Raw genomic sequence first — 23,327 nt, 5'->3', positions numbered from 1 at the left:
TTTTAAATATTTATTAATTGAAATAATCGTGAATAACGATTTTTGAGTGGTGAGGTCAAGTTTCCCAGAACTGGATAATCCTTATTTACTGAATTTTATTATAATAATTAAATATTTCTTGACATATCAATATCAATGCTATTATTTAGAAATTGAATGGATATCTTTCTTATCTGTCCATTCTTCTCCAAAAATTTACCTCTTATATATTATCAGACCTTGTAAAAGTTTAAAAAAGTAGAATTGCTTTTAACCTTTACCACAACCAACGGGGAAACCTGGTTTTGCGCTTATTGACTTTTATAAATGATTTATTTTATAAGTACTGACTTTGCGCATAAGCCAGGAATAATGAATGATACCACAGAAAAATAATAAAGTTTACACCGTAGGCTCCCTGACAAGACAGATTAAAAAGCTGCTTGAAGATCAGTATCCTTTTTTATGGATCACAGGTGAAATTTCAAATTTTTCAACGCCTGCTTCAGGTCATTCCTATTTTTCATTAAAAGATGAAGCTGCCGTAATTTCCTGCGTGATTTTTAAAGGACAGAAACGCCATTTAAAATTCACCCCTGAAAACGGAATGAAAGTCAAAGGCATGGCCCGCCTCTCCCTTTACGAGCCCCGGGGAGCCTACCAGCTTATTTTTGAGCATATGGAACCCGAAGGTACCGGCGCACTTCAACAGGCCTTTGAACAGCTTAAGGCCAAACTGGCTGCCATGGGCTGGTTTGATACGGCGCACAAAAAAGAAATACCTTTTTTGCCGTCGGGCATCCATGTGATCACCTCGGGCACGGGTGCTGCGGTTCGTGACATTATTCAAGTGGCCAAACAACGCTGTTCAAGCGTTCCCCTTGAAATTATTCCCGTCAAGGTACAAGGAGACACGGCAGAATTTGAGATTGCCCGGGCCATTGAACTTGCCAATTCGGTCAAAACCTGTGACCTGATTATCATTGCCAGGGGCGGCGGATCTTTAGAGGATTTATGGGCATTTAACACCCAAACCGTGGCCAAGGCCGTTTTTGAATCTGAAATCCCCGTCATTTCGGGCGTTGGTCATGAAATTGATTTCACCATTGCCGATTTTGTCGTCGATCTTCGGGCCCCTACCCCATCGGCTGCGGCCCAGATGGCCTTGCCTGACCAGACGGCTATTGTTCATCAAATTCTTGGATTGCAAAATGAGTTAAACAATAAAATTGAGCGTCGTATCCTTCAACTACGAGAACGTATAAACGATTTATACAGTCGGCTTAAAAGTCCGGCCAGGGTTGTGGATGATTTCAGGTTCCGCCTCGAGGATCTCCAATCCAGATTATTTTCTCTGGTCAAAAATCGTATTACTTACCAGCGCGAGAGAACCCAATGGCTTAACAGAGCGCTTGCAGGCACCCTACCCTGCATTCCGACATATATAAAGGATGTTAAGGATCTTCAGGCAAATCTGGATTTTTTTTTTCATGCTTACCTGAAGCAATGCAAAGATCGGGTAAATAAACAACATGTCCAGCTTGAGGCCTTAAACCCGTCAGCGGTGTTAAAGCGCGGTTACAGCATCACCCGCAGTCATGCTGGCGGTCATGTTGTAATGGATGCTGACACGCTTAATTCAGACGATGACATTGAAATTATTTTATCTAAAGGACGCCTGGATGCCCGGGTTGTAAAAACATATGGCAAAGAAAACCTTTGAGTCAGCACTAAAACAGCTTGAAAGCATTGTCAAAGAAATGGAATCCGGTGATTTGACATTGGAAAAGGCAGTCAAAAAATACGAAGACGGGATTGCCAATACCCGTTTCTGCCTTGATATTTTAGATAAAACCGAACAAAAAATTACCCAATTGACCATGGATTCTGACGGCAAGCCCAATGTATCAGATTTTAAGGAAGACCAATGAGCACCTTTGACCTTTCCGGATATTTGCTCCGGAACCGAAAGCTGATTGATGAGGCGTTGATAAACGTTTTTGATGAACTAGACCCACAGCGCGAGCTTGTGCAGGCCATGATGCACTCTTTGATGGCCGGGGGCAAACGGGTCCGCCCTGCCCTGGCGCTGGCAACGGCCCATGCCTTAGGAGCAGATCCACTCATCGCCCTACCCGCTTCCTGTGCCATTGAAATGATTCATACCTATTCTTTGATCCATGATGATCTGCCGGGCATGGATGATGATGATTTGCGCAGAGGCGTTCCGACCTGTCATAAACAATTTTCCGAGGCCACTGCCATTCTGGCCGGAGACGGACTTTTAACCCATGCCTTTCATATTCTTGCGGCACCCGGGTCCTGTTTCAAGGTTTTCCCCGATGCCGAAACCCGGTTGATTCTGGTGAAAAAAATATCTGCAGCCGCCGGTATAAACGGCATGGTGGAAGGCCAGATGCTTGATATGCAGGCTGAAAAGAAGCCGGAGGATCTTCCTGCGGACAGCGCCGATGCGCTTGCCCATTTAAAGAAAATCCACCGGCATAAAACCGGGGCCATGATAGAAGTCAGTGTTGCGTCAGGGGCCATCAGTGCCGGTGCCAATAAGGAAGCGTTAAACGCTTTGGGTACCTATGCGCAAAATATCGGGCTTGCTTTTCAGGTCATGGATGACATCCTGAATGTGGAGGGTGACCCCAAGGTCATGGGCAAGGCCGTGGGGACCGATGCCCTGCACGACAAAATGACCTTTCCTGCCCTTTTGGGCCTGGAAGGTTCAAAAGATTTTTCAAAGCAGCTTGTGGCCAATGCTTTGGCGGCTTTGGACAGTTACAAGGAAAAGGAATTTAAAGAAAAAAGCGAGCCGTTGCGCGCCATTGCCGGTTACATTATTAACAGGAACCGATGACAACAGGACTATAACAAGTACCAATCTGGATGGGTACTGAAGAGGTAGGCATTGAAATATCTTGACAAAATAAATGGCCCTGATGATCTAAAAAAGATTCCAAGGGACGAACTCGGTGCTGTTGCCCGGGAGATCCGAAGCAGAATTATTGATGTGGTATCAAAAAATGGCGGGCATCTGGCATCAAGCTTAGGTGTCGTCGAACTGACTATTGCCCTGCATTACGTATTTGATTTACCCAAGGATACCCTGATCTGGGATGTGGGCCACCAGTCCTATGCGCATAAACTTTTAACCGGCCGCCACCGAAACTTTGACACCCTTCGAAAATACAAGGGCATTTCAGGATTTGTTAAAATCAAGGAAAGTCCCTATGACGCGTTGACTGTGGGGCACGCCTCCACGTCAATTTCTGCAGGGCTTGGCATGTGCTATGCCAAGTCACTCAAGAAGGACAATTCCAATGTGGTCTCAATCATCGGTGACGGTTCCATGACCGCAGGGCTTGCCTATGAAGGATTGAACCATTCAGGAGATCTCAAGCAGAAATACATCGTTATATTAAATGATAATGACATGTCCATCTCTGCCAATGTGGGCGCTTTCTCTTCTTACCTGTCCCGGACCCTTTCCCACAAAGCCCTGCAGAACATGCGTAACCAGTTTGGGCAGTTTTTAAAATCCGTGCCCAAGATCGGTGATGACATGTATGGATGGGCCAAAAGATGGGAGGAGTCTTTTAAGACCTTTGTAACCCCGGGCATGCTGTTCGAGGCCTTTAATTTTGATTATTTCGGCCCCATCGACGGCCATAATCTGGATCATCTCATTGATATTCTATCTAATATTAAAGATCCCGATTCCCCGGTGCTGTTGCATGTGACCACCAAAAAGGGAAAAGGGTATAAACCTGCAGAAAAAAATCCGGTCTATTTTCACGGCGTGGGCGCCTTTTCCGTGGATACCGGAAAATGCCCGGCGTCAAAAAGTTTCGCACCCTCTTACACTTCGGTGTTCGGCAATTGTATGATTGCGCTTGCAAAACAAAACAAGTGTCTTGTGGCGGTGACGGCAGCCATGCCCGAAGGTACGGGGTTGGGCCATTTCGCCGAACAGTTTCCCGACAGGTTTATTGACGCAGGCATTGCCGAACAGCATGCGGTGACCTTTGCCGCAGGCCTTGCCATCAAAGGGGCAAAACCCGTGGTGGCCATCTACTCTACCTTTTTGCAGCGCGGCTATGACCAGATTCTTCATGATGTCTGTATTGACGGCCATCCCGTGATTTTCGCCCTGGACCGTGGCGGCATTGTGGGGGAAGACGGTCCCACCCACCACGGGTTGTTTGATTTTTCCTATCTTCGGTCCATGCCCAATATGACCGTTATGGCACCCATGGATGAAAATGAACTGGTGCGGATGATGCGAACTGCTGTGGCCCACCAGGGCCCCATTGCCCTGCGCTATCCCAGGGGAGCGGGTCAGGGCGTCAATCTTGATTACAATGCCAAAGCCGTTGACATTGGAAAAGCAAAGGTGCTTCGCACGGGCGACGATCTGTTGATCATCGGTATTGGCCGCTGCGTGAATGATGCCATGGATGCCGCAGAACAATTATCCGCCCAAGGCATTGAAAGCACCGTGGTCAATGCCCGGTTTGTAAAGCCTTTGGATGCGGACCTGATCCTTGATCTTGCCGGGAAAATCAAAAAGGTGGTGACCATTGAAGAACATGTGCTGGCAGGTGGATTTGGATCGGCCATCCTTGAACTGATCTGTGATAACGGCCTTTCAGGGTGCCGCGTAAACCGGGTGGGCATTAACGATGAATTTGTTGAACACGGCACCCAGGATGAGCTTCGAAGGTATTACGGCATTGATGCCCAGGCAGTTGTGGCAGCAGGCTTGAAGTTGTGCAGTGAAAAATAAGATTGTCAAAAAACGCCTGGACCAGGTCCTGGTTGACCAGGGTCTGATACGCTCAAGGGAACGAGCCAAAGCCATGATCATGGCCGGAAAGGTTCTGGTCAACGGTATCAAGGTCGATAAACCCGGCACCCAGGTGAACCGGGATGCACAACTTGACGTCAAAGCCCCGGATCATCCCTATGTCAGCCGGGGTGGACTCAAACTTGAAAAAGCACTTCAAAATTTTCCCGTATCTGTTCAGGATGCGGTTTGTCTTGATATTGGTGCTTCCACAGGTGGTTTCACCGACTGCCTGCTCAAATTTGGTGCAAAAAAAGTGTATGCGGTGGATGTGGGCTATGGGCAGATTGACTGGTCCCTTCGACAGGATGACCGGGTGATGGTCATAGAGCGAACCAATATCCGACACCTTCCCTATGACGTCATCGGCCAACCCATGGATGCGGTGGTGGCGGACACCTCTTTTATCTCTTTAAAAACCGTTATCCCGGCAGCGGAAAAATTCATGAAAACCGGCACGGATATTTTAGCCCTTATCAAACCGCAGTTTGAGGCGGGAAAAGAAAATGTAGGCAAAGGCGGCATCGTAAAGGATCCTCAAATCAGAAACCAGGTAAAGCAGGATATTATTTTTTTCTTCCAGGACAGGGGGTACAAGGTGAATGGAACCGTCACCTCACCGGTTTTAGGTGCCAAGGGTAATGAGGAATACGTAATTTCATTAGTTTATCAAAAAAAATAAAATAAGTCTGTTATTTTTATTTCATTTTGATTATTTAGAGTATTGTTATTTCATTAATATTCTAAAGGAGCCGTAATGAGCGAAGAAATCAAATCCATGAGGAATGTGGCTTTTGCGGGCCATGGAGGTGCGGGCAAGACAACTCTTGCTGAGGCTATGCTGTTCAAAGCCGGGGTGACAAATCGCCTTGGCAAGGTTGAAGAAGGAAATACAGTAATGGATTTCCAGCCCGAAGAGACCAAAAAGCAGCAAAGTATTAACACGTCATTTATTAAGTATACGCATGACAAGCATGTCGTTACGTTAATGGATACCCCCGGAGACCAAAATTTCTTTTCTGCTGCCAAAACATGTTTTCCTGTAGCCGACAGTATGGCTTTTGTCATTGACGGTGTTGGCGGACCTTCCGCCATGACCGAGGAAGCAGCCGTTTCCGCCCTGGAATATAACCTGCCTGGTTTTGTTATTATCAACAAACTTGACCGTGAACGGTCAGATTTTAGCACTGCGGTTGCCGCGTGCGATACGGCCCTGAAAAAGAAAGTCATTCCCGTATGCTATCCCATTGGAACAGAGGACGGGTTTAAAGGTCTTGTAAATATTATTTCTGGCGCAGCCTTTGAGTATGATGCCGACGGCAAGGCCACAAAAATTGATATCCCGGCAGATATGGCAGATGAAATTGCCGCTGATAAGGAAGAATTCGTTGAAAATATCGCAGAGCTTGATGACGATCTGCTTGAAAAATATCTGGAAGGCGAAGAACTGACCGAAGCAGAAATTAAAGGGGCTTTCAGGAAAGGCGTTCTTGATGCCCAGTTTTATCCGGCCATCTGCACATCCGCCACAAAGATGATCGGCGTTGATGTGGTATTTGATTTTATCAATGACTATATGCCCTCCCCTCTTGACCGCGGCGCATGGATTGCCAAGGATGCCGATGGAAACGATGTGGAAGTGGCGCCGGATCCCGATGCTGAATTTACAGGTTTTGTATTTGCCACCATTGTTGACCCCTATGCGGGAAGGCTTTCCCTTTTCCGGGTGATTTCCGGAACACTTGGCAAGGAAGGCAATGTCTTCAATGTCACCAAGGACACCAAGGAGCGGTTTTCGCAGCTTCTTGAAATTGCCGGTAAAGAGCAAAAACAGATTAGCGGTGCACTGCCCGGTGACATTGTGGCTGTGGCAAAACTGAAAAGCACCCTGACAGGGGATACCTTGACCGGCGGCAAAACCATCCAGATTCCGGCACCTGCGCCCTTGCCCCCGTGCATATCCTTTGCCATTTCCCCCAAGTCCAAAAGTGACGAAGATAAAATCCATGAAGCCGTGCGCAAAATCCTCGAAGAGGATACCGGTCTTACCCTGCGTCGTGAGGAAGAAACCCGCCAGACTATTCTTTCCGGCCGCGGCCTGGTTCATATTGAAATTACTGCAGAAAAGATCCAGCGCAAATTCAATGTGGGTATGGACATTGCTACACCCACGGTTGCCTATCGTGAAACCTTTAAGAAAAAAGTCCGGGTCCAGGGCAAGCATAAAAAACAGTCCGGTGGCCATGGTCAGTACGGTGACTGCTGGATTGAGCTTGAGCCCCTTCCCAAGGGATCCGGTTATGAGTTTGTAGATAAAATTGTAGGCGGCGTGATTCCCAGAAATTATATTCCTGCGGTTGAGGCAGGTATCCGGGAAGCTTTGCAGAAAGGTGTTCTGGCAGGATTTCCCTGTGTGGATTTCCGCACCACCCTGGATTTTGGTTCTTACCATGCTGTTGACTCTTCGGAAATGGCATTTAAAATGGCCGGATCCCTGGCGTTTAAAAAAGCTGCAGCCGAGGCCAAGGCGGTTTTGCTTGAACCCATTATGAAGGTATCCGTCAAGGCACCCGATGATGCCACAGGTGATATCATGGGCGATCTGAATTCCAGACGCGGCAGGGTACTTGGCATGGATACCGAAGGTGACAAACAGATTATCAACGCACTTGTACCCATGTCCGAAATGCTTCGGTATGCACCGGACCTAGGCTCCATGACCGGTGGCCGAGGATCCTTTACCATGGAATTTGAGCAGTATGATGAAGTACCGCCGGATCTGGCCAAAAAAATTATTGAAAAGGTCAATGCTGAAAAAGAAGGCTAACACTTATATTTAATCCATTGGGTTCTGCCTGATGATATGCTTAATAAGCCGTTCGGACATATAATCCGAGCGGCTTATTTTTTTTGTGAATTTAAATGATTTATGCGCACCGACATTCAAACCACAACAAATTGGGCGAACAATCCGGATTAATGTGCTACTCGTTAATTTATTGATTATGACGATTACTTTTTGTCTTAATAAGCAGGTTTAACTGCCCGAAAAGAAAGAAACAAAAACTGGATTGCCGCAATCGAAGTCAAAAGGTAATACAACCCGGAGGAAAAAAGCAACCGGCAGTATCGAAAAAAAATCAGCACCCGAATCATTTCCGTTTGTGGGGTTGGGTGCGTCAGCCGGAGGATCGGAAGCATTAAAGGCTTCTTTTACAAAGGTTCCGCCAACAAGCGACATGGCTTTTGTTGTTCTGGTACATATGACGCCTAACCAGCCAGGCCTTCTGCCGGAGCTGCTTCAAAACATATCATTGATTCCGGTGTCAGCCGCAAAAGACGGAGATCCCCTTGAGCCGGACAGCGCATATATCATTTCCCTTAATAAGGATCTTTCAGTTTACAACGGAAAAATTCAACTTCTGGATAGAACAACAAATGGGGGCCTGCTGCCTATTGATTTCTTTTTCCGGTCGCTTGCCCAGGATCAGGGTAGCAATGCAGCTGCAATTGTGCTGTCAGGTATGGGCAAGACGGTACGCTGGGCATTAAAGAGATCAAAGTTAATGACGGGTTTGTATTTGTTCAATCCGAGGAATCGGCCGAATATGACGATATGCCCCGCAGTACATTCAATACCGGAATTGTTGATATAACCATGATACCGGCTGACATGCCTGATAAACTCATTCAATATTTTTTACACGCTGTCCACCGGTCCCAGGATATCCAGCTACGCTTCCAGTTAAGAAAAGCTGGATACATAAAATTTATGCCATTCTCCGATCACAAGTCGGTCATGACTTTTCATCCTATAAGTCCAATACGATTCTCAGGCGCATCAGCCGTCGGATGAGTCTGAACCAAATCAATAGTCACGAAGCTTATGTGCGCTATTTAAGTGAAAATCCCGACGAAATAGACGCCCTGTTTCGAGAGTTGTTGATTGGTGTGACCAGTTTTTTCCGTGATCCGGAATCCTTTGAAGTGCTGAAAACAGATGTCCTGCCGGACCTTTTAGGGAACCTGGGGACTGATGCTTAAAAAAGAAAAAAGCTTCCCATACCGTATTCTGCTTTAGTTCTTATCCAGGCAATCCAAAATAATAAAGTAGGTACATTTGAATATCAAGGACAACCAACCCGATAAAGCCCCTGTCCTTAGATGCAGGGCTGAAAAAAAATCAAACAAGAAACAAGACTGTTGCCAGACGATTTGACAACCTTGTCACGCGAAGAAATCGGTGAAGTGATTCACGAGCTGGAGGTGCAAAAGATTGAGCTGGAAATGCAAAATGATGAACTATGTGCGGCTCAAGAGGAACTGGAGATCTCCAGCAAGCGTTATTTCGACCTTTATAATCTCGCACCGGTGGGTTATTGTTTTGTTAATGAAAATGGATTCATCCTGGATGTCAATCTCACTGCCGCCACCCTGCTCGGCCAGATCCGAAGTGACCTGATCAATAAGCCGGTCTTTCAGTTTATATTAAAGGAGGATTATTATACATACAACCGCCACTGGAAAATCCTTTTTGAAACCGGTGAGCCCCAGACAGTTGAGCTGCAAATGCTAAGAAATGACAAATCGCTGTTCTGGGCGCGGTTGGATTTTATGATTGCAAAGAACGGCGGACAATCTCCCGTCTGCTGGCTTACCCTGACTGACATCAGCGAGTCCAAGCGTTTAGAGTATGCATTAAGAGAACGGATCTATAAAGTGAATCTTTTATTCCGTCTTTCCGCGCTGTTGGAAAAACCGGATATCAGTTTAAACCAGGTATTGAAATCAACAGTTCTGATGATTCCCCAGGCGTGGCAATTTCCAGAAATCATGGAAGCTTGCATTGAGCTGGAAGGGCAGATCTTTCAGACTGAGGGCTTTTGCAAAACGCAATGGATGCAGACGGGTAATATTGTCATTCAGGGAAATAAGGCGGGGCAGATGACGGTGTGCTATACAGAGAAGCGGCCGGCTTTTAATGAAGGGCCATTTTCGACAGAAGAGTATTATTTGCTCAATGTCATCGTGGAAAGGTTGGGGCATGTCATAGAGCGAGTCCGGTTGACAGAGGCATTGAAGGACAGCGAGATGTTCCTGAGAACAGCCATTAATTCGATAACAATCCCGTTTGCCGTTATAAACGCAACCGACTATACCGTTGAACGGGCCAATGATGCTTACGGCGGGGGAAAAGGATAGAAATCAAATGTCATGCAGTTTCCCGCCAGCGGAGCACGCCTTGTACCGGTGATAACTATCCATGCCCAATACAGGAAGTCAATCGAACGGGAAAACCCTTTTTTGGAGAACAGTTACATTACGATGATCAGGGAAATATGCTCAGCCTCGAAATATTTGCCTTCCCGGTATTGGACACAAACGGACAAGTCGCCAAAATTATAAAAACCCAGATCGATATTACCACTCGCAAGCAAATTGAGCTGAAATTAAAAAACAAGGCTGCTGAACTCGAAGAGATGAATGCAGCATTGACCGTGCTGCTGAAAAGAAGAGAACTGGATAAAGACGAAATTGAACAAAATATATTCGCCAACTATAAAATACTGCTTAGCCCCATTATTCAAAATCTGAAAAGCACACTGACACAAGAAGATCAGCGAGAAATAATCAAGATTCTGGAATTGCGTTCAAAAAATATCCTTTCCCCCGTTTTCAAAAAATTTATCAGATAAACTGATAAATTTAACCCCTACGGAAATTCATGTGGCCCAGCTTATTAAATCGGGAAAATCCAACAAAGAAATATCACAAATCCTGAACTGCTCTTTTCACACCGTCGCCCGCCACCGGGATAATATCCGGGCAAAAACAAACCTGAAAAACAAGAAAATAAATCTTCGGTCATTCCTGTTGTTCCTCAAGGAATCCCCTATTTTAAATAGTCGATATATTAGTTTTTTTTATTATTTTATCGTATTGCATAACGAGTAAGCCTCCCCTATAATTATTCTATTTGAAAATCAATACAATTGATTTTCAAAATGTTTGGATTATGAGTGGCATGTCCACCTCCATGAAGGTGAGGGCCAGTGAAGTTAGCGGACGTTCCCGCTGCACTTATTTATTCCCTCAACAACCTAATCGGACAATACTGAATCATTTTAGGATTCATAAATGCAAAAAAATTTTTTAAACATTTTCACTAATGCTCTCAGTTCCTTCCGTGAACCGCTCATGGTTCTTGATCCTGATTTGAAAATTATCAAAGCAAATCAAGCTTTTTATATGACATTTTGTGCGAAGCAAGAAGACACGGAAGGGGTTTTAATTTATGACCTTGGCAACGGGCAGTGGAATATCCCCAGACTCAAAGAATTACTTGAAAATATCCTCCCTGAAAATACCATGCTCAATGATTTTGAAGTGGAACATTCCTTTGATGTCATTGGGCCTAAAATTATGCATCTGAATGCCAGAAGGATTTATAACGATTTTAAAAAAGTGGAACTGATTCTACTGGCTATTGAGGATGTGACTAAATCAGAACATTATAAGCGGGATCTTGAGGATATAGTGGAAAAAAGAACCATCCAACTTGTTCTGGAAAAACAAAAGACCGAACATGAAAAACGACTTGCCGAAGAAGCCCTTGAGGAAATAAAAGTGCTGAAAAAGCAACTTGAAGATGAACGCGCGTATCTTAAAGATGAGATTAAGCTGGAACATAATCACGAGAACATTATTGGTCAGAGTGATGGGCTTAAATATGTGCTCTTCAAGGTTGAGCAAATTGCAGAAAGTGATACAACCGTTATGGTTCTGGGTGAGACAGGTACTGGTAAGGAGCTTGTGGCTCGTGCAATTCATAGTTTCAGCAACCGAAAAAACCAGGCACTGATCAAAGTCAATTGTGCTGCATTGCCCTCAAATCTTATAGAGAGCGAGCTTTTCGGCCATGAAAAAGGGGCATTCACCGGTGCAGATCGCAGCCATAAGGGACGATTTGAGATTGCTGACAACGCCACCCTGTTTCTATATGAAATCGGAGAACTGCCCCTGGAATTGCAGTCAAAACTGCTCAGGGTAATTCAAGATGGTGAATTTGAACGGTTAGGTAATTCGCGCACCACTAAGGTGGATGTACGGATTATTGCCGCGACAAACCGAAATCTTGAGGAAGAAGTTGAAAAGGGGCGTTTCCGAAGAGATCTGTGGTACCGGCTCAATGTCTTTCCGATTACCATGCCGCCGCTGCGCGAAAGAAAAGAGGATATCCCCCTCCTTACTGATTTTTATATTAATAAAATCTCCCGGAGATTGGGTAAGCAAATCAAAGTGATTCCCAAAAATGTAATGAATGCCCTTTTAAACTATCACTGGCCGGGAAACGTTAGAGAGTTGGAAAATGTTCTTGAACGGGCAGTGATCAATTCATCAAGCCCCAAACTCCATCTGGCTGATGATCTTGATAAATCCTACAAGCATTTGAGCAAAGATGGGTGTAATTAAACATTTAGGGGAAATCCGCCATAGGATCTTGAGAAAGCTTTTGAATTTATTATGTTTTGTTTGAATTCAAACTTCCCGTTTTTTATCCATTTCTTAGCCTTATTTTTTGGAAGCTAATTTCGTCAAGATTGTTTTATATATCAACTGATTATCTGTTCTGCTATGGGGATTTCCACCCAAATGTGCAATTACACCCAAAAGCACATAACCGCAAAAGAAAAAAGTTGGGACCGTCAGGCGGCGGCTTTAGACTCCCCGGCTTATCGGATCACTCTCACTGATCCCCTTGGCATGGCTAAACCCTGGAATATGGGCAAAGGCCAGGGGAGCCAGGGACAGGAGGGATTTTACACCAAAGAAGAAGTAAAGGACCTTATACCAACTCTTTCGGCTAAAAATGCCCAAGGTCGAAATATTTTTATAACGCCGATCGACGAGGACCATCACTATCTTGTGCTGGACGATTCCAGCGCCGCCCAGGTGGACGAGTTGAAGCAACATGGATTTAAGCCGGCACTCACCCAGGAGAGCAGCCCTGGAAACGTCCAGGCCATTTTTAAAATCCCCCGGGTGAAGAATTCCGTCACCGAACAGAAGGCCGCTAATAACGTGGTTCAACGGCTTAACAAGGAATTTGGGGACCCGAATTTCTCCGGGGTTATCCATCCATTTCGCATGGCCGGATTTACGAATCCGAAGCCTAAACACAAGGATCGGAACGGCAATTTTCCCTTTGTGCAAATCAAGACCGCCCAGGGGGGGCTCTGCGAACGCATGGCCCAGGCCATGGAAAATCCGAGGATTGAAAAAGCCACTGTCACCAGAAAGGCTATAATCAAGGCCGTGGCTGAAGAAAAAAAGCAGGTTAACGGGCTGACCAGCGCTGAACACGCCTTTTGTCGAGCTTGGCACAAGGTCAAGGGGTTGGCTGTGGCAAAGGGTTGGCCCCTGGACAACTCAAAGATTGACTTCAGGGCCTGCAAAGAACTTTTGGGCCGTTACAGAAAGGAAATTGTAAAAGCTGCCCTGGTCAAAGTCTCTCCAAGCATTGAAACACGGCATAGCGACTTGAAAGACTACGCCCACCGAACCGTTGAACGTGCGGATCAGGAGCGTATCCAGGAGCAAGCCAAATCAAAAAAACAGCGCCGGGGTATGAGCATGGGGGGGCGCTGATCGGCGGTCGAAGTCTTGCGGGGTGATAAATAATTATCCAAATTACGAGAGTGTACTGAGATTTTGCAAAAGATTGACAATCTCTTTTGTATTTTCAATTGCAAGCCCTTCATCCTGCTTAGATTGCAAACGATCTTCCCATTCCTGTAAGAAATTAAGTAGGTGGACAAAAATAATTCTTGTTTTATTATTGCTTTGCAATAAATCATTGTTGTTATTTTAATTTGCATAGCAAGGATATCAGATGAAACGTACGGGTAGAAAATTTGTTTCTCCAATTGAGCCATTGGCATTAAAATGGCTGTCACTTATTGAATTTTCGGATGAAGAGTCAAACCGTACTAAACTTAGGGCTCAAGCAATTCGATTGAGCAACTCTGGGTATAGTATCAATCAGATTTCACAAATATGTTTGACTACTCAGGAAACAGTTTCGAAGTGGATCGATGGATGGGGAAAATATCAATTTGACTCTTTAATTGATAAACCACGTCCTGGAAGGACACCACTGATCCCTGGTGATAAACATGATGAAGTCATTGATATTGTAAAGAAAAATCCAAGACAACTTAAAAGTGCCATTACTGAAATAGAGGGAACGTTTGGTAAAAAAATCAGCGTAAAAACCCTGAAACGAATTATAAAAAAAAACTGCGTTGGTGTCGAGGACGGAAATCTCTCAAAAGCAAACGCAATGAGAACGAGTTCAGGGACGCGCAAAAGGAAATTGAAATCTTGAAAGATGAAGATAAGGCAAATATCATTGACTTGTATTATTTTGATGAATCTGGCTTTACCGGCGTGCCTGAGATTCCATATGCCTGGCAAGAGGCGGATGAGCAGCTTTTACTTCCGAGCGGAAAAACCTCAAGAATCAATGTGTTGGGTTTTTTGAATAAGCAAAATGACTTTTTCCCTTGCGTTTTTAATTGCTCGGTTACTTCAGATATTGTCGTGGCCTGCTTTGATGTTTTTTCACGTTCCATAACAAAAAGAACCATCGTTGTTCTGGACAATGCTCCAATACATCACAGCGCCATTTTTAAAGCTCAAGTTGGGACATGGGAAGAAAGAGGACTTTTTCTATACTTTATCCCCAAATATTCACCGGAGTTGAATCTGATTGAAATTTTATGGAAACATATCAAATACTTTTGGTTATCAACATCTGCTTATAAAGGATTTAAATTTTTGAAAGCTGAGTTGGATAATATATTGGCAAGTGTCGGTAAGGAATTTACAATTTCGTTTTCTTAACATAGATTTATTTTTGTCCATGTACTTACTACGCTGGTTAGATAAAAATGAGGATGAAGATGACGTGCCGGTTTTTTGAGCAAGTATAGCGTCGAAATCACCTAACTCGGGTTGAAAAGATAAAAGTGCATGTGTCTTGAGTGAAATATGATTATTATCATATAATTCTTGACTCATTTGAGCCATTTCTTTGGGAGAAATATTTTCAACATCATATTCTTTTGCAATATCAGATAGTGAAAGAGCTTCACTCTGTTGGGAGGTTGTATCTGAGGAAGCGACATAGCTGGTTTGTTTTGTTAGATTCGTGGAATAAGATGAAATTATAGCTGTTTGTTGTATTGTAGTCATCGTTGAATCCTCCTTTTATAAAATGGGTGGCAATAAAATATAATAACAAATTATTGGATGTTGATCCAATCGCTCATTAAGTTGCCTGGATAATTTGTAGTTGAACAAAACCGCTCCGCGGAAAGAAACGCCAACCTGGCATCTTACCCATTGATGGGCCAGTCAGCCGCGACTATACAATATCCCTTTATATTTACCCTGTCTTATTCCATCATTCTCCTGAGTATCCACCCATAATTCAGGAGGAAAAGATGACACAACTTCGCCAACAATTTGATCGACACATGACTCTTCACCGGCTTTCGCCAAAAACAAATGCGGCGTATATGAATGCGGTAAAATTGCTTGCCGCGCACTACAAGCAAGCACCGGATCAACTGACCGATTCCCAGATCCAAGATTATCTCGACTATATTATTGCAGACCGACAACTGGCCTGGAGTAGCTGCAATGTACAGTTCTCAGGGATAAAGAGATTTTACAGGCATGTATTAAAACGGGAGCCCAAGATTTCCATACCGCCCCGGCCTCAGGAAAGGAAAATCTTCATGGCACTGAGCCGGGAAGAAGTGGCGCAAATACTGAATGCCTGCACCAACCCCAAGCATTATGCCCTTCTTCTGGCCACATACAGCGCAGGATTGCGGGTCAGTGAAGTTGTAAAGCTCCAACCGATACACATTGAAAGATCCCGCAAAATGATACGGATAGAGCAAGGTAAAGGCAGAAAAGACCGGTATACAGTCTTGTCAGATACCTTACTAAAGACTCTGGAAGACTACTGGCGGCTTTTTAAACCGAACGAATGGATCTTTTTCGGCAAAACCAGATCAAAACCGATGCCAGTTGAGACAGCTCAGAAAATTTATTACACGGCCAAGTTAGAAGCCGGTGTAAAACGTGGCAAAGGCATACATACCCTTCGTCACTGCTTTGCGACTCACCTTCTCGAACAGGGAACCCGGACACATGTACTTCAGCAGATGCTCGGTCATAAATCCATCAGAACCACGGCAAAGTATCTTCACATCAGCAATGAGGCCATATCCCAAGTTGTCAGCCCGGCTGACGTGGTGCTTTAATGATCGGAGAATGCTGCAATAAAAGCAGCAGACCCGAACATGACATTGCCGATATCTTCAGACACGCTGGGCAACGCTTTTTGGAAACTTTCGGAGCTTCACACGAACAGATAAAGGTCATGAATAAAATCATTACCTGCCGAACAGCTGCTTTAGGAGGCCATATAGACGCTTGCCCTGACTGCGATTTCCAAAAGAACTCCTACAACTCCTGCAGGAACCGGCACTGCCCCAAATGCCAGACCATGACCAAGGAAAAATGGTTAGATAAACGGGTGTCAGAACTATTGCCTGCCACCTATTATCATTTGGTGTTCACACTGCCCCACAACCTGAATCCTATCATCCTCTGTAATATGAAGCCGTTGCTGGACCTGCTGTTCTCCTCGGTAAATCAGACCATTAAACAATTTGCTACCGATCCCCAATGGAGACTCCAGGGGCAGGCTGGCTTTATTGCCGTATTGCATACATGGAACCAGACCATCCTGGACCATTTTCATCTGCACTGCCTTGTTCCCGGCGGTGTGCTGTCAGAAGACAAAACCCAATGGACCCCATCCAAAACGAATTTTCTATTCAAGACAGCCTCCATAGTAAAGGCGTTCAAGGGCATCTACATCAAAGGACTCAAGCAACTATACCAGGACGGGGATCTCAAGTTCCCGGGTAATACGGCCAAGTACGGCACCCGTTCTGGTTTCAACCGCCTGATCAAAATTATCCGGAAAAAGAAATGGTCCGGTTACGCCAAGGCCCCTTGTTCCGGCCCTGAAAAAGTCCTGGAATATTTAGGAAGGTATACCCATAGAGTCGCCATTTCAAATTACCGTATCAAATCCTTTGAAGACGGCAAAGTTGTGTTCACCTGGAAGGACCGGGCTCAAAATGATGCCATAAAAGAGATGACTCTTGATGCTGTGGAGTTCATCAGACGGTTCCTGCTTCATGTGCTACCCAGAGGGTTTAAAAAAATCAGGCACTTTGGTTTTCTATCCCCCCGGTACAAAGCAGTGAACATAAAACTGATCCGAAAATTGACGGGTGATAAGTTCAAAGAGCCAGCACATCCTGAAAATGAGTCAGTAGAAGAAATGATGCACAGACTGACCGGCATTGACATTAAAGCATGCCCCAAATGTGGCAAAGGCCGCCTGACAAGACTTTACGAGTTGCTGCCGGTATATATTGGCTATATTGTCCCAAATAAAAAGGTGGCTGCCTGGGATACTTCTTGACCCTAATCTTTGATCTAAAACAACTTGTGGCAAAGGCAATGGCTTCAGGCCATACCCATGAGGTGCGTCGAAAACCCGGCACAATACAAACAAGTACCGCCTATATCCGTAGAGCAGAATATATGCAGCAGTTCAAAACCGAATCGTTGAGCATTTACCATCAAAATCACACCAAATTATCCTTGCACAGTCTGCCAGCAATCGATATAAACCCCATAGTGAAAACACTCGTTACCGGCCCTGACCACCGGCTCTGTTCAACAACGTTTTATCAATAATCCCGCTCGTTGAAACAACCGGTTCAGCATTACCAAAAGATTTTGGTGGATCTAATTGTCGTGCCTTTTCTGTGGGCGGGACTATATGATAAAACGCTTTTAGATCTATTCTGATAGGTGAATTTGCCTTCTTCATAACCGCTTGCATCCCACAATCTATAAAAACCAATCACAACTCCACTGCTATTAGTAATTGTATCTACGGAATATCTCAAGTTAAAAATCGTCTTGACCAGGGCATGGATCAAGCCCTTGGTGATCGGTCTGGGAATCTTTCTGGGCATCTTCGCCGGGAGCTGGGGACTGATGCAATATCTGTCGTCGAGCGTGACCAGCTCCATGGAGGAAAAAGCCCTGATCGAGTCGCAGATCAATACCGCCCAGGAAACATTAAACACTATGGAAACGTTGGGAGTAGAGATCAAGGAGTACGAGGACAAATTTTACATCGTGATGCCAGAGGGGGACACGATAGAGACCGGGGCCACGGTAGGGAAAACTAAAGTTTCCTGTAAATTTATCGAGTTTTTTGCTATGCAACCATGCGTAGCAGGATTTTGACGAAAGATTTTTGTGGGGTTTGCGCTGGCACAGGGCAAACACTATAAAAATCAGAACTCAATGCCGCCTCCGCAATTATCCGCCGCACATCAGAAAATGCAAATCCGGCTCGTCCCCGAATTTTATATCTTCGATCGGGTGCATTTTCCAACCGGTCAGCATAGATCCATGTCAGCGTTGTGGACATCATGCAGAAGTTAAGGTGATTCAGTACGGCTTCCGAATTCCGAACTTGTGATTTTGAACTGCCAATCTCCTGCTTAATTTCTTTAAATCCTGATTCAATTTTCCAGCGCGCGCCATAATATTCTATAATTTGCTCAACCGAAAGCCTCATATCTGTGGTCATGAGGGCAACGTACCGTGTTTTTCGATAAACCCAGACAACCCGCACCCTACACTTCATCGTCTTCAGCATAACGGTTTGTGAATACGCCAGCACTTCCCTTTTTTTGCCGTAGAGAAAAACCCTATAACTCTGGGAGTTCTCCTTCAACCTCCCTGCACAATCATCCACAGAACCCAAACGTAGGCCATACTTTCGTGGACGGCCAGCCTTAGGTGTTCCTGTAGCGACAGGTGCAAAATCATACAGAATAATATTTGTTCGCATACGAGAAAGCAGGTGGAAAGAGCCTTCATTTCTACGATCCAACCTGGACCAGAGGCCATTGTTGCCAAACCAGCTATCTGTCACAATCAACACCGGTTGCTTATAGTAATTTCGAATATCCGTTATCATTGTGGCCGCCTGTGCCATTTTGTCTTCAAAATGAAGAACCTCTCCTTTCCGTGTGGCAGTCGCAGATTCTGCCTCAATGTCCTTTTTCATCATATAAAATCGAAAATCAAGAGGCAGGCAGGCCCATCTGGATTTTATTTTTTTCAATAATCCTACTGCCAGAATACACTGTGACCATGGATACGAACTTTGGTTAGACTTTGAGGCATGGTTGTGAAAATATGCGCAACCAAAAATTTTTTTTCCACTCTTTGGGTTTATGGAATCATCCAGTACTAGCAGAATTCGTTCTTTTACAGCTGGTGACGGAATCATTCCCCACATCGTATGCCATAGTCCTTTCCATGGTAATGTTGGGCTTGCCATGAAGGCATAAAAGCGCTGACTTTTCAGCTTTAAACCAAATAGAGTTTGCAGGGCACGTAACAGGTTAGAGGTGATTGATGATGTAAATGGAACCAACACAGCCAATAGCGTGTATACAAACCAGACCTTCCGTTTCTGTCCCTGAACAGTATTAGAAAATACAGCTTGCAGAGGTAATAGCAAATCACGTAATATAAACATGGTAGGTCGCTCCTTTTTTGGTATAATTTCAATTAATTAGCCAATTAAAATATACCATAGGAGCGCCTACCTTCCAAGATCTATTTATCGCTTATTTTAAATAAATTCAGTATGTTATTTCAACAAACCGTTTAAGTTTGGCATGAAAAATGAAACTCAATTTCCATGCCAACTGCATCTTGAGGCTTTCTCAAACCGATTCTAATTTTCAGGAAACTTCAGTAGGGAAAAGAGAAGCCCTGAAAATCATAAGGAAATAACCAATGGCACTGACAGAGTTGGAACAGAGTCTACCCCAATGTTGCATAAAGTTTTTCAAAAATCACTTCATGTCTACGCTGCTTTTTGCAACACATCCATAAAATGGAGTAAATCTTTTTTAACTGTCTGGTTTGGGCTCATCGTAAGAGTGAGTTTTCCCTGAGGTCGAGTTAAGCGACCCGCTCTTTGGATGATCTGATGCCGAATGGTATCCAATTTTTTAAATTTCCATGCCGCTGGACGTTTTGGTTTAGCACGGTTTGCTGCAGGATGCGCAACCATTTGCATTTCCCGTGAAAAATTATGGGCCATCATGGAAGCAATAGTAAAAACTTGATTTGATGATAACCGGTTGCATGGAATAACACCGAGGGCAGTATCTGTTTTAGCATCACCGAATATGGATTCCTGAGAGCCACGGCCATTGTGGAACAAGACGACTGCTTTTGCAGATTCAGTTTTATTGGTCACAATCACCTTGTATTCATAATCCAAATCAAGTGGTACAAAAAGATCCAACTGGAGAGGGCCTTTTTGTTGTTTTTTGACTTTCTTCCTAGTAAGCACGAACCGAAACTCAGTGTTCCAGGATTTGGGTTTCCACTGGGTTTCAAAATATGACCATTCTTTATCAATTTCATCCCACGAACAGCAGTCTTCAATCATTTTTTTAAGCTCGGCAAACCTTATAAATGGAACAGAAGCTGTAAATTTCACATGGTTTTCAGACATCAAGGAGATTATCTCCTCATTGAAAAAGGCACTGTCCATTCGGGACTCAATGATAGTTATAGGTAATTGAGATTTAGCTTTTTTAAAACACCTGAGCATAAAATCTGCTGCGCCATTTGAATCATGAACATTACCGGGACGGTGATGCATATCAAAAAACTGGCCTGTTTGAGCTATCGTACAAAATAAAGGATAGTAGCTTCTGGCACCTTTTTTGATTTTATTGTATCCAACGGCAGACCCTTCAGCATGCCTTTTGCTTGATAAAACCGAACCATCAAAATCCAGAGTAAGCCTTCCGAAATCTTCCCGTTGGAGACCATTTATTACAAATGACCTGGACAGCCGACGAAGGTTTCCAATGCTTTGAGTGTCCATCTGGGATAGACTTCTTGAAATTGTTGAAACATCAGGAAGCTTTTTCAATCCCATTAAGCGGAGAACAAGAGGATCATCCCGGTAATAATCAATTTCCCGCAATCTCCTAAAACCCAAGATCAGGTGAATAATAAGCAGCATCACAACCAAATGATGACCGAAAATGGGGGATAGTTTCAAATTAGAAAAGCATTTTTGGAGTTTGTCCTTCAATTCTATCCGTTTAAAGAATAGTTGAAAAATCAACAAACCTGAAAAGGAAGTGAGTTGCTGATCTTCGAATTTAATGTCAGGAATTTTATGGAATTTAGTAATAATTTGTGCTTTACTGGACTTCACTTGGGGTGGCCTCCTGAAGAAGGTTGTTTTTTGTCTCGAAAACTCATTATAACCTTTATTCATAGGCCTCCTCAAGCATTTTCTTTGCTAATTTCCTACTTTATTTGTGCAATGAGAGGGTCTAATCAATACCGTGATCGAATCGCAGAAACAGCAAGCCGAAATTATCGAAAGCTTGCAGAAACAAGTCAGCAGCTTGACCGAGCAAGTGGAAAAATTAACCAAAGCTTACGACGGTATAGCCCAGGAGCTATTAGGGACAGGACCCGAGAACTTATGACGGACGAGTTATCCCGTTTTAAGCGGGAAATCAATCTGGCTGAATACGCCAGCACATACGGTTTTGAGATTGACAAGTTCAAGTCCTGCAAGTGTAATACTGTTCTGAGGGCAGGAGACGCAAAAATTACCGTTTTTAGAGGTTTGGGGGGTGATCCTATGTATCATGACCTAAGAAGCGGTAAAAACGGTTCTGTGATCGATTTTTGCCAACACCAGACCGGGAAAACTCTTGGTCATGTCCGCAAGGAATTGCGGAGCTATTTAGGTTCGCCACATCCCCAGGTGCAGATCGCACCGCCCAGGCCGAAGCCCACCAAAGAAGCCCAGGCCCAAGAATTGGCCCAGGAGAAAGCCAAGATTCGGAACCTTAAAAACGTCAAATGCCTTGTCAATCGGGGTATTGACCAAAGAGTTTTGATGGATTTCCGTTTTTTGGGTGCGGTAGTCGGTGATGACAGGCAAAATGTTTGTTTCCCTCACCACAACGAGCAAGGGTTTTCCGGTCTGGAAAAAAAGAACACCGATTTTACGGACTTCTCCAGGGCAGGTGATAAAGGCTTGTGGTTTTCCAAAGCCCCAGGCGATTTTGAAAAAAATAGTCATTTGTGAAAGCGGTATTGATGCGCTCTCCCATGTACAATTACACCCACACAACAAGGCGGTTTATGTGAGCCTTGCCGGGCAGATGTCACACGCCCAGGAGGAGCAGCTTGCCGCCCTGGTGGAGCGTAACTGGGGTAAAACCATTGTCGGAGCGTTTGATAACGATGACGCCGGCAAGCGGTACAGCCGGGATTTAGAGCGCATTTGTCAAAAGGCCAGCGCAAAATTTAAGGAGAACTTGCCGCAGCGCAAGGGGCAGGACTGGAATGATGTTTTGAAAAAAACGCCTGAACGGGATATTAATCAGCGTTGGGATGAACCAGAAAAAGCGCAGAAACCGCTTGAATCTCAGCGACAACGGCGTGGAATGAGTAGGTTCCATTAAACATTTAGGGGAATCCGTCATGAGATATCACTAAAGTTTGGTACATATCTCTTCGATATAATATACATCGTATCCGGTTTATTTTCACTTAACAAAACAGTATGATAAGGGAGTAATCATGTCGATAACAGGAGGGATGTTACAGAGTGTGTTAACTTCCTACAGCTCTTATTCTACGCAAAGTTCAAGCAAACACTCATCAACAGGGATAGCAAACATTTCATCTTCACCTACAGGAGATACGGTATCGCTGTCAACACAATCATTATCTGCGGACATTAAAACCGATTCGGATTCAACAACGGTTGAGCTGAGCGCACAGTCAGTTTCAGTGACGGAATCATCAGAGTTAGGAGGCTATGACCTTTCCAATATTACACCCGATGATCTTGATTATATGAGTGCGGAACTCTATAACAATGGAATAATTTCAAAAGAACAATTTCTTACGCTTGGGTCTATCGCCTTCTATCATAAATATGCAAATGGGCACGCTGTTAACCCTGACAATAGCCCGTTTGATTTGTTGCTTGATCTCAAAGAGATAGCGTCTGGAAATTGCGATAGCATGTCTACATGCACTTGGAACAGGGATAAAGACGCTCAAAGTGAGATAGCCGCCAGCCTGCTGAATATTTTGACAAATTTTGAGAATGACACCAATGCAAAAGTCGAAGTGGACTATTCATTGGTCAATATCAGTATTACAGCATGAGTCAATGCTTTCACCACTGATGAGATTCAAATAATGTAACGGTATTATGGATTTAAGATTCTAACAAAAA

23 protein-coding genes and 2 pseudogenes are annotated in these 23,327 nt (G+C 44.3%); 22 read left to right on the top strand and 3 right to left on the bottom strand.

Features of this window, described 5'->3' with window-relative positions:
* The first annotated feature begins 355 nt into the window (after positions 1–355).
* From xseA to fusA, 6 genes are all read left to right on the top strand, one after another.
* Positions 356–1,702 (top strand): exodeoxyribonuclease VII large subunit, encoded by a 1,347-nt coding sequence (gene xseA, locus EYB58_RS18260; protein WP_111958751.1) that lies wholly within the window; start codon positions 356–358, stop codon positions 1,700–1,702.
* On the top strand, positions 1,683–1,910 hold the full coding sequence (gene xseB / locus EYB58_RS18255) for an exodeoxyribonuclease VII small subunit (RefSeq protein WP_111958753.1): 228 nt from the start codon (positions 1,683–1,685) through the stop codon (positions 1,908–1,910). The genes xseA and xseB overlap by 20 nt, the downstream gene beginning before the upstream one ends.
* Positions 1,907–2,848, top strand: coding sequence for a polyprenyl synthetase family protein (locus EYB58_RS18250; protein WP_111958755.1), 942 nt, complete (start codon positions 1,907–1,909; stop codon positions 2,846–2,848). Before xseB ends, EYB58_RS18250 begins: the two co-directional genes overlap by 4 nt.
* Before the next feature lie 51 nt (positions 2,849–2,899).
* Entirely contained in the window at positions 2,900–4,777 is a 1,878-nt protein-coding gene (gene dxs, locus EYB58_RS18245; protein ID WP_111958757.1) for a 1-deoxy-D-xylulose-5-phosphate synthase, read from the top strand.
* A complete protein-coding gene (locus EYB58_RS18240; protein ID WP_111958759.1) occupies positions 4,767–5,519 on the top strand; it encodes a TlyA family RNA methyltransferase in 753 nt (250 codons plus the stop codon). The genes dxs and EYB58_RS18240 overlap by 11 nt, the downstream gene beginning before the upstream one ends.
* Before the next feature lie 75 nt (positions 5,520–5,594).
* Entirely contained in the window at positions 5,595–7,664 is a 2,070-nt protein-coding gene (gene fusA, locus EYB58_RS18235; RefSeq protein WP_111958761.1) for an elongation factor G, read from the top strand.
* A 210-nt stretch (positions 7,665–7,874) separates the two neighbouring features.
* Here the strand turns inward: fusA and EYB58_RS23600 are convergent, their stop codons facing one another.
* Positions 7,875–8,078: a hypothetical protein gene (locus EYB58_RS23600; protein WP_207309187.1), complete on the bottom strand. Its 204-nt coding sequence runs from the start codon at positions 8,076–8,078 to the stop codon at positions 7,875–7,877.
* Between EYB58_RS23600 and EYB58_RS24215 the strand changes: the two are divergent.
* The 13 genes and pseudogenes from EYB58_RS24215 to EYB58_RS23340 all read left to right on the top strand — a co-directional run.
* Positions 8,002–8,465, top strand: a pseudogene (locus tag EYB58_RS24215) (chemotaxis protein CheB); the annotation flags it as partial. The gene EYB58_RS23600 and the pseudogene EYB58_RS24215 overlap by 77 nt on opposite strands.
* Before the next feature lie 65 nt (positions 8,466–8,530).
* Positions 8,531–8,689, top strand: a pseudogene (locus EYB58_RS24600) (hypothetical protein); the annotation flags it as partial.
* A complete protein-coding gene (locus EYB58_RS24200) occupies positions 8,690–8,881 on the top strand; it encodes a protein-glutamate O-methyltransferase CheR (protein WP_242637430.1) in 192 nt (63 codons plus the stop codon). It abuts the pseudogene before it with no gap.
* Between the two features lie 159 nt (positions 8,882–9,040).
* Positions 9,041–10,039, top strand: a complete 999-nt coding sequence (locus EYB58_RS24195) for a PAS domain-containing protein (protein ID WP_242637429.1) — start codon at positions 9,041–9,043, stop codon at positions 10,037–10,039.
* A 137-nt stretch (positions 10,040–10,176) separates the two neighbouring features.
* Positions 10,177–10,533, top strand: a complete 357-nt coding sequence (locus EYB58_RS24190) for a hypothetical protein (RefSeq protein ID WP_242637428.1) — start codon at positions 10,177–10,179, stop codon at positions 10,531–10,533.
* Positions 10,534–10,564: 31 nt separating this feature from the next.
* A complete protein-coding gene (locus tag EYB58_RS24185; RefSeq protein WP_242637427.1) occupies positions 10,565–10,792 on the top strand; it encodes a helix-turn-helix transcriptional regulator in 228 nt (75 codons plus the stop codon).
* Between the two features lie 183 nt (positions 10,793–10,975).
* Entirely contained in the window at positions 10,976–12,310 is a 1,335-nt protein-coding gene (locus tag EYB58_RS18220; protein ID WP_111958763.1) for a sigma-54 interaction domain-containing protein, read from the top strand.
* 180 nt (positions 12,311–12,490) lie between these two features.
* Positions 12,491–13,486 carry a DNA-primase RepB domain-containing protein gene (locus EYB58_RS18215; protein WP_163354482.1) on the top strand — a complete coding sequence of 332 codons (996 nt, stop codon included), beginning with the start codon at positions 12,491–12,493 and terminating at the stop codon, positions 13,484–13,486.
* A gap of 244 nt (positions 13,487–13,730) precedes the next feature.
* On the top strand, positions 13,731–14,225 hold the full coding sequence (locus tag EYB58_RS24180) for a helix-turn-helix domain-containing protein (RefSeq protein WP_242637426.1): 495 nt from the start codon (positions 13,731–13,733) through the stop codon (positions 14,223–14,225).
* Positions 14,138–14,743, top strand: coding sequence for an IS630 family transposase (locus tag EYB58_RS24175; protein WP_242637634.1), 606 nt, complete (start codon positions 14,138–14,140; stop codon positions 14,741–14,743). Before EYB58_RS24180 ends, EYB58_RS24175 begins: the two co-directional genes overlap by 88 nt.
* 602 nt (positions 14,744–15,345) lie before the next feature.
* Positions 15,346–16,176 (top strand): tyrosine-type recombinase/integrase, encoded by an 831-nt coding sequence (locus EYB58_RS18205; protein WP_111960837.1) that lies wholly within the window; start codon positions 15,346–15,348, stop codon positions 16,174–16,176.
* The gene (locus EYB58_RS18200; protein WP_131072012.1) at positions 16,176–17,414 is read left to right on the top strand and encodes an IS91 family transposase; all 1,239 of its coding nucleotides are present in this window, start codon (positions 16,176–16,178) and stop codon (positions 17,412–17,414) included. The genes EYB58_RS18205 and EYB58_RS18200 overlap by 1 nt, the downstream gene beginning before the upstream one ends.
* A 530-nt stretch (positions 17,415–17,944) precedes the next feature.
* Positions 17,945–18,253: a hypothetical protein gene (locus EYB58_RS23340; RefSeq protein ID WP_163354723.1), complete on the top strand. Its 309-nt coding sequence runs from the start codon at positions 17,945–17,947 to the stop codon at positions 18,251–18,253.
* On the opposite strand, the gene EYB58_RS18190 is transcribed toward EYB58_RS23340, so the two are convergent.
* Both EYB58_RS18190 and EYB58_RS18185 read right to left on the bottom strand, forming a co-directional pair.
* Positions 18,225–19,562, bottom strand: coding sequence for an IS701 family transposase (locus tag EYB58_RS18190; protein ID WP_111960851.1), 1,338 nt, complete (start codon positions 19,560–19,562; stop codon positions 18,225–18,227). The genes EYB58_RS23340 and EYB58_RS18190 overlap by 29 nt on opposite strands.
* 333 nt (positions 19,563–19,895) lie before the next feature.
* Positions 19,896–21,272, bottom strand: a complete 1,377-nt coding sequence (locus EYB58_RS18185; protein WP_165477780.1) for an IS1380 family transposase — start codon at positions 21,270–21,272, stop codon at positions 19,896–19,898.
* Between EYB58_RS18185 and EYB58_RS18180 the strand changes: the two genes are divergently transcribed.
* The 3 genes from EYB58_RS18180 (at position 21,234) to EYB58_RS18170 (ending at position 23,257) form a co-directional block, all read left to right on the top strand.
* Positions 21,234–22,163, top strand: a complete 930-nt coding sequence (locus tag EYB58_RS18180; RefSeq protein ID WP_111960783.1) for a DUF3991 domain-containing protein — start codon at positions 21,234–21,236, stop codon at positions 22,161–22,163. The two genes, EYB58_RS18185 and EYB58_RS18180, sit on opposite strands and share 39 nt — an antisense overlap.
* Complete coding sequence (locus tag EYB58_RS18175) at positions 22,141–22,542, top strand: toprim domain-containing protein (RefSeq protein ID WP_163354687.1); 402 nt, start codon at positions 22,141–22,143, stop codon at positions 22,540–22,542. Before EYB58_RS18180 ends, EYB58_RS18175 begins: the two co-directional genes overlap by 23 nt.
* Positions 22,543–22,660: 118 nt before the next feature.
* Positions 22,661–23,257, top strand: coding sequence for a hypothetical protein (locus EYB58_RS18170; protein WP_111960779.1), 597 nt, complete (start codon positions 22,661–22,663; stop codon positions 23,255–23,257).
* Positions 23,258–23,327: the final 70 nt, after the last annotated feature.

It is taken from the genome of Desulfobacter hydrogenophilus, from assembly GCF_004319545.1.
GTDB classification, from domain to species: Bacteria; Desulfobacterota; Desulfobacteria; order Desulfobacterales; family Desulfobacteraceae; genus Desulfobacter; species Desulfobacter hydrogenophilus.
The sequence above is the reverse complement of the archived record's forward strand: the minus strand, read 5'-3'. Positions and strand labels throughout refer to the sequence as shown.